The sequence below is a fragment of the Streptomyces sp. NPDC021212 genome (assembly GCF_044332925.1).
Lineage (GTDB): Bacteria > Actinomycetota > Actinomycetes > Streptomycetales > Streptomycetaceae > Streptomyces.
In genome coordinates, this window is sequence record NZ_JBIRPZ010000007.1 from 243891 (window position 1) to 256270 (window position 12380).

Below are 12380 nucleotides of genomic sequence, written 5' to 3' on the forward strand. Positions count from 1 at the left end.
CCGACGCCTCGCAGGCGGTTACGCCCGTCCCGAGCCGGTGGCGGCGGCGGCGAAGACCTGGCGGATGAAGCGCCGCTGCCAGGGCACCTCGACCGCACGGGAGTGATAGTTCTGCCGCACCCACTTGACCGCTTCCTTGGGCTCCATGCCCTCGAAGACGCAGATCGCGGACAGTGCCGTACCAGTCCGTCCGATGCCGCCCCCGCAGCAGACCTCCACGCGTTCGCTCGCGGCGCGCTCGTGGGCGACGCGGAGTTTGCGCATCGCGTCCATGGGGTCGGCGGGAAGCCAGAAGTCCCGCCAGGGGACCCACAAGGACTCCCACGGCGGCTCGGGCGGCTGATGGTCGGTCAAATGCACCGCAAACGTAGGAGTCTGCCCCTCCGGCAGATCATATCTGAGGCCGCGCCCCCGAATCATCCGCCCCGAGGGCAGTTGAATCACCTTGGGAGTATCGGCGTTCCACAGTTCGGTCATGACGCATCCCGTTTCGATCGGTCTCGTAGAAATGACTTGCCGGCCATCGCGATCATCCCCAGCGGGATCTGGGGAAGTACTTGTTGGGCGTGGAAGACCAGCGCGAAGGCCAATCCTTCGGCCTGCCCGAGGACGCCCGCCGTCGCGCCCAGCACGGCCGCCTCGAAGGTGCCCAGTTGCCCCGGCAGGGTCGGCAAGATGTTGGACACCTCGATCGACAGCAGGACGAGCACCAGGACGGCCGCCGACAGCCGCAGGTCGAGGGCCTTCGCGACAGCCACCGCCGCCACGAGGTCGAGCGCCCGGGTGACGACCCCGGCCGCCCCCACCTCCGCGAAGACACGCGGATGGCGCACCGTCCCGAGCGAGGTGCGCGCGTCGAAGACGATCCGCCGCAGCCGGCCCTCACGAGCCGGGGCGGACGGGGTGCGCGCGACCCTCACGATCAGGACGGACTCCACCGTCAGCACCGCCAGGTACGCCCAGGCGACGGCCACCGCCCAGCCCGGCACCCCGCTCCCCGGCCACCAGATCACCACCAGGAAGGGCACCAGACCCAGGCTGGAGAAGTACTTGCGGACCAGCATGAGCGTGACGGTAGTCGTCCGGGCCACCCCTTCGCGCAGGAGATAGCCGACCCGGACAAATTCGCCCACTCCTTCGGGGCTGACGGCCGCCGCCGCTTGGACGGCGAACTCGATCCGTACCAGGAGCGGGAACCGGATCCGGGCCTCGGTGAACAGCCCGTTCCAGCCGAGGGCCCGGGTCACTTGCGAGGCCACGTTGGCCAGGACGGCCACGGCGAGCCATCCCGGGTCGGCAGCCGACAGCTCCCTCCACAGGTGGTCCGGATCCATACCCCGCAGGGTGAACACCAGGCTGACGGCCACCGCGGCGAACAGCAGCGCCCGGATCACCCGGTCGCGCGTGCTGCGGCTCTCCGCCGAGGACTCCGTTGGGGTCACAGGTCCCCCATGAGCCGAACGGTGCCCGAGTCGCCGTCCACGGCCAGCACGTTCCCGGTGACGATCCGCGAGGTCGCGGCCCGGACCCCCATCACCGCCGGGATGCCGTACTCGCGCGCCACCACCGAGCCGTGCGAGAGCGCACCCCCGACGTCGGCCACCACCGCGCCGGCGCGGGCCAGGAGCGGGGCCCACGCCGGTGTCACCTGACGTACGACGAGGACCTCGCCCTTCTCCAGAGCGTCCGCCTCCGCGATCTCGTGGATCACCCGGGCCCGGCCCGTGTAGTTCCCCGGGCTCACCGCCGACCCGCTCAGCTCGCCGTCCCGTTCCTCCCGCCGCTCGACCCCGAACAGGGCCAGGGACGTGATGTCCGTCCCGAAGAGCATGATCCGCGCGTCGGCGGGGACCACATCGGGCGGGTTGAGCCGCCGCTGCCATTGACGTCGCAGACGGCGCTCGCGCACCAGGTCGGGCCAGCGTGCGTCGCCCGCGTGCCCGCTCACCCAGCCGCTCAGCTCCTCTCCCGTCAGGTAGAAGACGTCATCGGCGGCGGTGAGCAGTCCCGCGCGCACCAGCCGGTGACCGAGTTCGAGATATCCGGCCCGCATGAACGGCCAGCCCAGCGTGAAGTAGTGCAGCGCCTCGTCCCGTACGCCGCTCCAGTGGTTCGCCCACCGGTGGACTCCGCGCCGCAACCGGCCGAGTGGCCCGTGCCCGAGCCGGCGGGCCAGGTCGGTGGCGCCGCCGGGACCCGGCACCGGCGCCCCGGCGCCCGGTTCGCCGCCGCCGCGGCGGCGGTCGGCTATCACCGAGCGAAGCATCGAGGGATCGTCGACCGCGGTGGGCTCGGCCAGGTCGAGGCTGTACACCAGATGGCCGAATCGCCGCAGGTACTCACGGAGCAGCTGCTCCTCTTCCTCCGGGGCCGCCGCCGCGACCCGGTCCAGGGCACGATCGGCCTGGTGGGCAAGCCGGTCCCCGCCCACGAGCAGGGCCCCGGCCGTGATCCCCGCGGTGCGGCGGCCGCTGCGTGCCAGGACCGCCGCCAGCAGCCACTCGGTGGTGTTCCAGTGCCAGGCGAGGCCACCGATCACCGCCCAGTAGCGGGCGCTCAGCTCCTCGACGGTTCGGATCCGCCGCAGCACCTCGGCCGACGCGAGGTCGGCGAGCGGCGTATCCCGCACCCCCGCCAGGCCGTCCCGGAGCGCGGGCAGCACCTCGCCGCGCCAGCGGCGCTCCACGGGCGAGAGGTGGAAGCCCAGCCAGCGCGCGGTGAGCCGCAGGGTGCGCAGGGGGTATCGGGAGAGGGGGAAGTCGAACCGCAGATAGGCGAACCCGTTGACGGTCCCGTGCATCGGCTCCGGGATCAGCGGGCTCCGCGTCCGTCGTTCGGGCGGACCGCCCCAGTTGGTCGCCCACCGGTCGATCAGCGTCGGGAACAGGGTGGTCGCGAAGAGCGGGGAAAGCGGATCGGACAACCATGAGTCGCAGATGCTCATCCGGGCCCACCGCGCCCCGGGGACCTCGCTCACCCAGTCGCCGAACTGCGTCGGCCGCGGGACGGCGGCGGTGATCGGACGGGCCTGCAACAGGTGGAGTCCGGTGTCGTCCAGGGCCCACTCGATGTCCTGCGGTCCGCCCAGCGCTCTTTCCACGGCCAGCGCCGTCCGCACCAGCGAGCGGAGGGGGCCCGTCCGCCCCTCCGTCCCGCCCATCCGCTCCCCGAACGCGGTGCTGAACGCGGGCGCGTGCGGGTCGTTCCGGGAGAACGCCGCCCGGTTCGGCTCCACCACCCCGTCGACGAGCTGCGTGCCGAGCCCCTCAACCGCCTCCACGAGGACCAGGTGATGGGCTTCCGCGACCGGGGCCTCCGCTGTGAACACCACCCCGGCCCAGGTGGGGGCCACCATCGCCTGCACCACGACGGCCATCGCCGGGGCCTCGTCGGCCAGGCCGATCCGGCCCCGGTAGACCTCGGCGGCGGCGGAGTGCCGGGACCGCTGGCACCGGCCGACGGCGGCCAGCAGCTCCTCGAAGGTACGGACACCGAGCACGCTCTCGTACTGACCGGCCGCGCTGCTCGCCACACCGTCCTCGCTGGTGGCCGAGGACCGCACGGCGACGCCGTGCGGCGCGTGCAGGGACTCCCAGCGCGCTCGTACCTCCGCGACCGCGTCGGGGAGGAGCCCCGACCCGCCGGCGCTCCCCCCGTCCTCCTCCCGGCCCGCCGAGGCGGCGAAGACATCCACCGGGAGGCAGAAGCCGGGCGGCACCGGGAACCCCGCCGCCATCAGCCGGCCCAGCCCCTTCGCCTTGCCCCCGACCCGTTCCACGGGCAGCTCGGCGGCTTCGACCAGATCCATGACGCCCTCAGCCACGTTGCGCCAACTCCACCCACTGTTGGTAGAACCGCCGGAACCGCCGGACCGCCTCGTCCCCGGGCACATAGATGCCGTGCCGGTCGCCCGGCAGCAGGGTGTCGAAGATCGGAAGGTCCTGGCGGGCTGCCACCTGTACCTCGGCACGGTGGACGAGCGCGCGCAGCCGTCCCAGGATCCCCGTACCGTCGGCGTCAACAGCGGCGCTGATGTGCTGGATGCTCCGGTGCTCCCCGATCGGGGTGACGGCCAGGACCATCCGGTACAGGCGCCGGCCGTCCGCGAAGTACTCGATCTCCTGGCAGCTCGCCCAGCCCCGCAGCCGCAGAGTGAACTCGTCGGCGTTGAGCCCGAACACGTTCGACACCGTGCCCAGCACGCCCCGGTACGAGGGCCAGGTCAAGGTCGCGTCGCAGCGCTCCTCCGGGTCGGCGTCCGCACTCTCCCGCGCGGCCGGGAACGTGATGCGGGCGTCCCCGGCCACCGTCAGTCCGTGCAGGGCCACCAAGTGGTCCGGGTCGTAGGTGTTCTCCAGAATCCGCCGGGTGGTGGCCCTGGTCGGATCGGCCAGCCGGAAGCTCCGGGTGCTCGGAAACCGCCGCGCCCGAAGGTCCGGCAGGTCCGGCGGTTCATAGCGCGGCGGCCCGTTCCCGTACCAGACCCACACATAGCCCGAACACTCGCGTGTGGGCAGCGAGGTGACGGCGGCCCGGGCCGGCGGGCGCCGCCCCGGCACGAACACGCACGCTCCCGACTCGTCGAACCGCCATCGGTGGAAGGGGCATTCGAGCGCTCCGTCGACCACCTTTCCGCCGTACAGGGCGGCCCCCGCGTGCGGGCAGATCGCGCCCTGCACATGGGCCCGGCCGTCCTCGCCCCGCCAGGCGACGCAGGCGTCCCCGAACAGGGTGGTCCGGCGCGGCCCGCGCCGCAGCTCCGCCGAAGGGAGCGCGACGTACCAGCCCGAGGCGAGGTTCGTGACCGGCCGTGCCGACGCCGTCCTCCGCTCAACCGTCCTGTGCCTCATCCGGCCCCCTCCTCAACGGTCCGCTGTCGTCTCCCCTTCGGTCCCGGTCGCCCCCTCACTCCGTCCCCCTCCCCGTCCAGCGGCGATGGAACTGGCGGAACCGCAGCACGCCCTCGTCGTCCGAGGTGTTGACCGAGCCGTCGGTCTCCTCGGCGTCCCGGTAGATGCGCAGGTCCGCCCGGGTTCCCCACCAGTGCTGGAGCCGGTACGCCCAGAAGACCGGGGCGGAGCCGAGCAGCCCCCCGGCCCGAGGCATGACGGTCCAGCCGTGCATGGTGGTCGCGCCCTCGGCCACCGGCGTCACGGCCAGCAACTCGTGTGCCATCGGGCGGTCGTTCAGCTCGAAGGTGAGCACCTGGTACGAGGGCGTCGAGCGCAGATGCAGACAGAGGCGCCCCAGACTCGGACGCCGGACCAGCGGGCCCGGCAGTGCGATCGACTCCGTGGTGAGGCGCGCCCCGATCGTGTGCTTGTTCTCCTCGGTGTCCCAGGTGAGCCGCAGATCGTCGGCGATCCCGTGGACCACCGGGAAGTGGGGCAGGTCGAAACCGTTCTCCAGGACCCGGCGAGCCGTCGCGTTCGTGTCGAAGGCGAACCGGTAGCGCCGGTGGGCCGGCGACACCGGGCCCAGGTGGGGGAAGTCCGGCGGCGGGTACTCGGGGACCGCCGAGCCCACCCAGGTCCAGACGTAGCCGAGCCCCTCCCAGGACGGGTGGACCCGGGCCGAGGCGCCGCGCGGCACCCGCCGGGTGGCGGGAGCGGCCACACAGGTCCCGTCGCCGTCGAACCGCCAGTGGTGGAACGCGCACCGCAGCGCGCCGTCCACCACCCGCCCCAGTTCCAGGGCGGCTCCCTGGTGGGGACAGAAGCGGTCCATGACCACGGCCGCGCCGTCGCCCGCGCGCCACACCACCACCTCCACCCCGGCCACGACGACGGCTCGGGGCCGTCGTCCCACCCGTGTGGAGCGCTCGGCCACGTACCACCCGCGCGCCAGACCGCGGGGCGGTTCGAGATCGCGGGGCGGTTGTCCCCGCACCGGGGCCAGACTCATGAGCCGGCCCTTCCGTCCGTCGCGCGGTCGACCCACGACTGGTAGTAGCGGCGGAACCGGAGCAGCCCGTTGTCGTAGCGCACGTAGACCGTGGGCTGGGCGTTGCGGGTCGAGTCGTAGACGGGCACGTCCTGGAAGGTCCCCGCGCGGTTCTGGACCCAGAACAGGGCGTAGTTGAAGAGGGTGCGGTGCCATCGTCCGGTACGGCGCACCCCCGCCCAGCCGACCTGCCGGGTGACCCGGTCCCCCTCGGGGACGATCCCCATGATCACTTTGTAGACCTCGGTGCCGTCCACGTACGCCGTGAACCGCTGTCCGCCCGGCCACCCGTCGACCAGCAGCTGCATGCGGCGGCCCATCGCGAAGGTGGAGACGACACCGGTGAGCCACGCGAGCGGCGCGCGGCGCAGGGGCGGCCGCCACGGCCGGCCGGAGAACCAGACGCCGAACCAGGCGTCGTCCCGCGACAGCGGCGGGCCGTTGTCCGCCGCTTCGGACTGCTCGGTCAGGACGCGGAACTCCACCCCGTCCAGATCCAGTCCGTGCAGCGCGCTGAAGTGCTGGTGGTCGACGGCGTTCTCCAGCAGTTGCCGGATCGTCCCGGTCGTCGCGTCGTCGTAGGTGAAGCCGACGTAACGACGGGGGCGGTCGGACAGGGCCGGGAACTCCGGCAGTTCGAAAAGGGGTTCGGCGGTGCCGTACCACACCCAGACGAACCCGTGGGCCTCTCGGGTGGGGTAGGACCGCGTTCGCGCGGTCGTCGGGATGCGCGAGAGCCCCGGAATGGCGGAGCAGACGCCGTTCCCGTCGAACCGCCAATGGTGGAAGGGGCAGCGCAGTTCACCGTCGACGACGTCCCCGAGCCCCAGGTTGGCGCCCTGGTGCGGGCAGTGCGCCGCGACACAGCGCGCCACCCCTCGTCGATCACGCCACAGCACCACCTCGCGCCCGAAGAGCCGCATCCGGTGTGGCTTCTTGTCCAGACGCGAACCCCTGATCGCGGCGTACCACGAGGCGGCGATGTTCGCCCCGGCGGGATTCGGCGGGACGGCCGAGGCCGGGCTCGTCTCCAGCTCCTCCCGGGAGCCGTCCGCGCCGATCACGCCGCGGCCCGGTCGTGGACGACCTGGGCGGCCCACCGGAGCATCGACGCGCGCTCGCCGAACCCGTCGAGCTGCGCCACCGCCCGCGTGATCAGTTCACGTGCCCGCTCGCGGGCCTTCTCCACCCCCATCAGCCGGGGATACGTCCATTTGCCCGCGGCCCGGTCCTGGCCGACTTCCTTGCCGAACTCGTCGAAGCTCGACGTCTCGTCGAGTATGTCGTCGACGATCTGATAGGCGAGTCCGAGGTTCCTCGCGTAGGTCGTGAGACGGGCTATGTCGTCCTGCGAAGCCCCTCCCAGTATCGCCCCGGTGACCACGGCAGCCTCGATCAGCGCACCCGTCTTCTTGATGTGCATCTCCTCCACGGTCCACGCGTCGACTTCCTCGCGTCCTTGGCAATAGAGGTCGATCGCCTGGCCGCCGGACAGACCGGACGGGCCGACCACTTCGATGAGTTTGGCCATGACGCCCAGGAGTTTCTCCTGACGCAGCGCTCCGGCGTTCTGGAGGATGAACTCCAGGGCGTAGGCGAGCAGCGCGTCGCCCGCCAGCAAAGCCATACCCTCGCCGAATACGCGATGGTTGGAAGGACTGCCGCGGCGGAAATCGTCGTTGTCCATGGACGGCAGGTCGTCGTGGATGAGCGACGCGGTGTGCAGCATCTCCAGGGCGCAGGCGGTGGGGAGAGCGAGCGCGACATCGGTGGCGAAGATCTCGAAGGTCAACAGGCATAGAGTCGGCCGAATACGCTTTCCGTCGGCCAGCAACGAATAGGCCATCGCCTCGCGCAGCCGAGGCGGTTCCACCGAGTCCACGGAGGAGCGCAGCTTTTCGTTCACCTGGCGGCGAAAGTTCTCCATCGATACCGGAAAGCTGGCTTCCATTTGGGTGTTGTCAACTGTGAAGGACACGAGCGCTCATTCCCCCCTATGGATTCGCTGTGCGATTCATCGATTGACCGGGCGACCCGCGGCCGAGCGGTTGACCGGACGGCGCTGATGATGCCGGTTCACGGCAGGATGCGACGACCGGTGCCCGTCCGGTCCGTTCAGAACGCCCGTGCGCTCATTTCCGCCCTCGCCTCGGCCGGCGAAGTGCCGGCCACGCTCATCCGCTTCAACCAGCGGTCCGTACCGTCGAACCGCGGCCGAAAGGCCCGTCGGCCGTGCACGGCACGGTAGTTGTCCACGATCAGCACGTCCCCCTCGCCGACCACCACGTCCCGCTGGGCGCGGTTCAGCTCGTCGACGATCGCGGCCAGTGCCTCGGCGGCCTCGTCGTCGCCGAGCAGCGCGGTCGTGTAGGGCCCGTCGATCCGCAGGTAGGGAGCCTCGGGATCGCCGAACAAGAGGGCGACCGGGTCAGGGTTCTCGTTCATCTCGTGCGCGCGCCGGAGTATCTCGCTCCCGGGCGCGAACTCGGCCAGTTGACGCAGATGCTCCAGGTCCGGGCGGATCAGAAAGCGTCGCTCGCCGAGCACGGATCGGTGACGCTCGGCCAGCCGCAGGTCGTGGACGCTGCCGAGCGTGGTGGGCACCTGATCGGGGTTCCTGATGCCGAGGAGCGCCAGATAGCGGCATCGACCCTGGTGGAAGCCGTCCTCGGTGTGCCACTCCAGGGTGACCGAGCCATGACCGCTCTGCTCCTCCCGATCGCTCTCGACCGGGATCAGGTTCTGCACCATCCGGCCCCGCTGGATGGTCGGCCACGCGAAGACCTCGCCCAGACAGGACGCCAGGAGCGCCAGTTGCGCCTCCTCCAGATCCTGGCGACTGGTGTCGAGTGCTTCCTGCCAGGAGAGCGGGGTCGGCCCGCAGCGTTCGGGGTCGACGCGCACCCCCGAGATGCGCAGCGCGCACAGCGAGGGCGATTCCCGAAATTGCCTCAGTACCGCGCGAATTGACTCGGGTATTCGAGGGACATACTCTTCCAGTCCCTCATAGAAAGAAGGATTCGCGGGAAGGCCTTGGGCGGCCAGGGCGGTCCGAGCTGCTGCGCATAACCCATCGGCCTCTTCGGTCGACAGTAAGTGCCCTAAAACGACGTCCATCGCAAACCCCCGTGGTTTGACCGTTGACCATATCCACGAGGAGCGGCATGGGCAACATTCAACGACGAAAAGCGTCAGACCTGTGCGACAGGTCTTGCAAGTAAGCCTGGGCCGTGCGGATCATTATGGTACACCATGTTCATCATCTGTTCGGGTAATCGCAACCCGGAACTACCGATTCCGTTAAGGCGGTTGTGCGTCCGGCGATCGGACGGCCCACGCGGGATTCGGCTCTAGGAGGCTGGATTGAGCAGGATAGGAACTCTGATGAGACTGCCGGCTTCTCAGCGCGCCAAACAGGTGCTGACCTCGGTCGTCACCCAAGTCGCCCCACCGATACGGCGTTCCACCGAGGTCGCGGTCAGCGAGGGCATCCACCGCCCCGTCCTCGGGTCGTCCCTGAAACGGCAACTTCGCGCCACGCCGGTGCGCCTGACGGCGCGCTACCTGACATTCGCGATGAAACGCGGCCGTCTCGCGGCACTCGCCCCGGAGCCCGTGGGGGGGAATCTATTCGGACATCTGATAGTGTTTCGGGACGCCTGCATCGAAAGGGTTCTGGCGCGGCTCTGCGCCCGCATTCCCGATGGAGCGCGCGCGCATCAGGACATCGCGGAACTCGCCGAAACGGAATACGCGGTCCGGCAGGGCGCGGCGGAACCCCACCAGTTGCGGCGGCTCATGGAACTGGCTCCCACCGAGCTCCGCGTCGTCCGCGACCTCGGCCGCCCCTGGGACCGCCACGGCGACGAGGCGCTCCGCGAGGCACTCCGGCCCGCCGAGACCCTGGCCTACGTCGCATCGGACGTGACGCAGTACGCCGCCGGCACCGACACGGTCAAGCGCACCAACATCTACGCCGCCTTCGTCGAGACCTACGGGGACACGGCGGCGGAGCGACTCCGCGACGAAGTGGATGATTTCCGGGCACAGTTCGAGAAACGCCTGCAATCCCTCGAACCCGCGGATCGCGAGCGGCTCCACCACGCGTACACGCGCCACTGCGCCCCCGCCTGGGGCGACTACCCGGACCCCGCGGCCGAACGGCACGAGCAGGAGAGCGCGGCCGAGGGGGTGTCGAGCGCCGTCGTCCTGTTCGGCATGTTGTGCGTGGTCGGATGGCTGGTCGCCTACGTGGCGATCGTCTACCGGGGCTTCGCCGACCAGACCTTCGGCGTGCCGCTCGCCGCCCTCTGCGCCAATCTCACCTGGGAGTTCGCCTACGGTTTCCTCCTGGACCCGTTGGGGGACTACTTCCACACCGCGAGCATCTTCGGCTTCCTGGTCGACGCGGTGATCGCTTGGCAGGCGTGGAAGTACGGCGCGGCGCAGTTCCCGAACAGCGCCCTGGGCAAGTACTTCCGCCCGATGTTCGGGCTGTTCCTGGCCATCGCCCTGCCGGTCAACTACTACGCGTTCATCGATCTGGCGGATCCCGACGGGGAGTACACCGGGTTCGGCATCAACCTCATGATGTCGATCCTGTACATCAAGATGCTGGAGGACCGCGGATCGCCCGCGGGCCAGTCGATGTACATCGCCCTGGGCAAGTGGCTGGGCACGCTGTGCGCCTGGATCGCCACGGCGCTCACCGTCACCACCTCACCGCAACGGACCTGGCCGACGAGCTGGTCCGACTTCCTGCGGAAATCGCTGGGCCACCGTTCGTATCCGCTGACGCCACTGATCAACGTGATGTACGGATGGACGTTCCTGCTCGACGCCGCCTACTGCGTTCTGCTCCACCGCAGTATCCGCGCCGCCGGCATGTCGCCCTGGCGCAGGCTCTGAGACCCCTCGTCGGATCGGCGGTCTCGGCGGTGGCGTTCGTCCTGCTGACCGCGCTGGTGGCTTCCGGAAGCGACGCCATCAGCGCGGTCGACGCCGATGTCCGGGCACTCGCCGACCTCGCACTCGGCACGTCGGACGGGCCCTGGCCCGGCGCCGGCGGGAGGGCCGACCTGGTCGGCTCGGCGCTGCTCGGGGCCGGCCTGGCGGCAGTCCTCGGCGTGTTGCTGCGCCGTCGCCGGTTCGGCGCCGCCCTGTGGGTGCTCGCCGGCCTCACCGCGCAGTTCGCGGCGGAGATGCTGCTCGAACCTGTGGTGGGGCGGCCGCTCCCGGTCCCGGCCGACGGCACACCCCCCGACGCCGGGTTCAGTTTCCCGTCCGGCCACATGGCCTCCGCGACGCTCCTGCTCGTGGTGCTGCTGGTGGTGATGCGCACCGGCACGCCGCTGTGGTGGCTGTGCCTGGTCGTGGGCCCGCTCTGTGCGGCGGCTGTCGGGATCTCCCGCGTCCTGGCCGACGCCCACCACGCCGCCGATGTCGCGGGCGGCGCGCTGCTGGGGCTCGCGGTCGGCTTCGCCGTCGCCTGGCGCGTCGACGCCCGCTCCCCGAACACCTTCGGAAAGGAAGCATGATGAACAGCTCCTGCCTGGCGGCGACTCCCCTGGGAAAGGCCGCGGGCATCGTGCGGGACTACGTCCTGCGGATGTACTACGTGGTGGACGAGGTGCCGCGTCGGCAGCGCCTGCGGCTGACGCCCGTGCTGCTCGGCGTCGAGTACCTGGTCTATCGCGTCGACTCCCTGGCCGAACGCAATGCGGCGGTGGACCTCGATGCCGTGCGCAACAGCGACTACGAGTCGTTCCACACCTACAAGAGGGCGTTCGAGAAGGTACTGCGTGCGCTGGGCGCGTGGAACGAGGACGTGGCGTTCCTGGTCGACGAGGCGGAGCGGTTCATCCGCCTGGAGAACGGCGCCACATCGCGCGGGACCGTCACCCGGGACGACACCCTCGCCATGGTCGAGCTGCGGCCCACCGACGTACGCCTGTTGCGTGCCATGTCCTTCGCCCTGCGCGGGCGTCCGATGGACCCCGCGACCCGGGACCTGCTCTGGCCGGTGGAGGTGCTCGCGGACATAGCGAACGACCTCCGGCACTACGAGCGGGACGTCGCGTCAGGCACCTTGAACGTGTATGCCGCCTTCGTGGAGCTCTTCGGCGACGCGGCCGCCACCGAGCTTCGGCGCGAGGTCGACCGGTACGAGGCGATGTTCCTGGAGCGCCTGTCCGCGCTGGCGCCCGAGCGGCGTGCGCGGATCGCCGAGGTCTGCCGACAACGCTACGCGGCGGCCGTGGAGCCGTACCCCCGGGTGATTGCCCCTTCCCCGGCCCCCGCGCCACCCTCCCGGCCCTCCGGCACGGGCCTGCGCAAGGGCGCCGCCGTCGGCGTGGCCCTGGCCGTCGGCGCCCTCGCCGCGGCGGCGCACAGGCGCGGACGGGCCCGCCCGGCCTGAGCCGATGCCCATCCCTACC

Annotated in this window: 11 protein-coding genes; 3 read left to right on the forward strand and 8 right to left on the reverse strand. The window is 70.7% G+C overall.

Annotation, left to right across the window (positions count from 1 at the left end; all coding sequences use genetic code 11):
• Positions 1-18 precede the first annotated feature (18 nt).
• The 8 genes from ACH4SI_RS20590 to ACH4SI_RS20625 form a co-directional block, all read right to left on the reverse strand.
• Complete coding sequence (locus tag ACH4SI_RS20590; protein WP_398297542.1) at positions 19-477, reverse strand: protein-tyrosine phosphatase family protein; 459 nt, start codon at positions 475-477, stop codon at positions 19-21.
• Positions 474-1442, reverse strand: coding sequence for a lysylphosphatidylglycerol synthase transmembrane domain-containing protein (locus ACH4SI_RS20595; protein ID WP_398297544.1), 969 nt, complete (start codon positions 1440-1442; stop codon positions 474-476). Before ACH4SI_RS20595 ends, ACH4SI_RS20590 begins: the two co-directional genes overlap by 4 nt.
• The gene (locus tag ACH4SI_RS20600; RefSeq protein ID WP_398297546.1) at positions 1439-3823 is read right to left on the reverse strand and encodes a PEP/pyruvate-binding domain-containing protein; all 2385 of its coding nucleotides are present in this window, start codon (positions 3821-3823) and stop codon (positions 1439-1441) included. Before ACH4SI_RS20600 ends, ACH4SI_RS20595 begins: the two co-directional genes overlap by 4 nt.
• A complete protein-coding gene (locus ACH4SI_RS20605) occupies positions 3816-4850 on the reverse strand; it encodes a Rieske 2Fe-2S domain-containing protein (protein ID WP_398297549.1) in 1035 nt (344 codons plus the stop codon). Before ACH4SI_RS20605 ends, ACH4SI_RS20600 begins: the two co-directional genes overlap by 8 nt.
• 55 nt (positions 4851-4905) lie before the next feature.
• Entirely contained in the window at positions 4906-5904 is a 999-nt protein-coding gene (locus ACH4SI_RS20610; protein WP_398297551.1) for a Rieske 2Fe-2S domain-containing protein, read from the reverse strand.
• Positions 5901-7007 (reverse strand): Rieske 2Fe-2S domain-containing protein, encoded by a 1107-nt coding sequence (locus ACH4SI_RS20615; RefSeq protein WP_398297554.1) that lies wholly within the window; start codon positions 7005-7007, stop codon positions 5901-5903. Before ACH4SI_RS20615 ends, ACH4SI_RS20610 begins: the two co-directional genes overlap by 4 nt.
• Complete coding sequence (locus ACH4SI_RS20620) at positions 7004-7921, reverse strand: polyprenyl synthetase family protein (RefSeq protein WP_398297556.1); 918 nt, start codon at positions 7919-7921, stop codon at positions 7004-7006. The genes ACH4SI_RS20615 and ACH4SI_RS20620 overlap by 4 nt, the downstream gene beginning before the upstream one ends.
• A 137-nt stretch (positions 7922-8058) precedes the next feature.
• Complete coding sequence (locus ACH4SI_RS20625; RefSeq protein ID WP_398297558.1) at positions 8059-9060, reverse strand: TauD/TfdA family dioxygenase; 1002 nt, start codon at positions 9058-9060, stop codon at positions 8059-8061.
• Between the two features lie 267 nt (positions 9061-9327).
• On the opposite strand from ACH4SI_RS20625, the gene ACH4SI_RS20630 reads away from it, so the two are divergent.
• Genes ACH4SI_RS20630 through ACH4SI_RS20640 form a run of 3 tightly spaced genes read left to right on the forward strand, consistent with a single transcriptional unit; the run spans position 9328 to position 12361 of the window.
• A complete protein-coding gene (locus ACH4SI_RS20630; RefSeq protein WP_398297560.1) occupies positions 9328-10851 on the forward strand; it encodes a hypothetical protein in 1524 nt (507 codons plus the stop codon).
• A 29-nt stretch (positions 10852-10880) separates the two neighbouring features.
• Positions 10881-11480, forward strand: coding sequence for a phosphatase PAP2 family protein (locus ACH4SI_RS20635; protein ID WP_398297562.1), 600 nt, complete (start codon positions 10881-10883; stop codon positions 11478-11480).
• Entirely contained in the window at positions 11477-12361 is an 885-nt protein-coding gene (locus tag ACH4SI_RS20640; protein ID WP_398297564.1) for a hypothetical protein, read from the forward strand. The genes ACH4SI_RS20635 and ACH4SI_RS20640 overlap by 4 nt, the downstream gene beginning before the upstream one ends.
• Positions 12362-12380: the final 19 nt, after the last annotated feature.

What these genes read in the sequence shown, in the direction of transcription:
- ACH4SI_RS20590 (WP_398297542.1), bottom strand. Translation starts at nt 477, where the DNA reads ATGACCGAACTGTGGAACGCCGATACTCCCAAGGTGATTCAACTGCCC.
- ACH4SI_RS20605 (WP_398297549.1), bottom strand. Translation starts at nt 4,850, where the DNA reads ATGAGGCACAGGACGGTTGAGCGGAGGACGGCGTCGGCACGGCCGGTC.
- ACH4SI_RS20610 (WP_398297551.1), bottom strand. Translation starts at nt 5,904, where the DNA reads ATGAGTCTGGCCCCGGTGCGGGGACAACCGCCCCGCGATCTCGAACCG.
- ACH4SI_RS20625 (WP_398297558.1), bottom strand. Translation starts at nt 9,060, where the DNA reads ATGGACGTCGTTTTAGGGCACTTACTGTCGACCGAAGAGGCCGATGGG.
- ACH4SI_RS20630 (WP_398297560.1), top strand. Translation starts at nt 9,328, where the DNA reads ATGAGACTGCCGGCTTCTCAGCGCGCCAAACAGGTGCTGACCTCGGTC.
- ACH4SI_RS20640 (WP_398297564.1), top strand. Translation starts at nt 11,477, where the DNA reads ATGATGAACAGCTCCTGCCTGGCGGCGACTCCCCTGGGAAAGGCCGCG.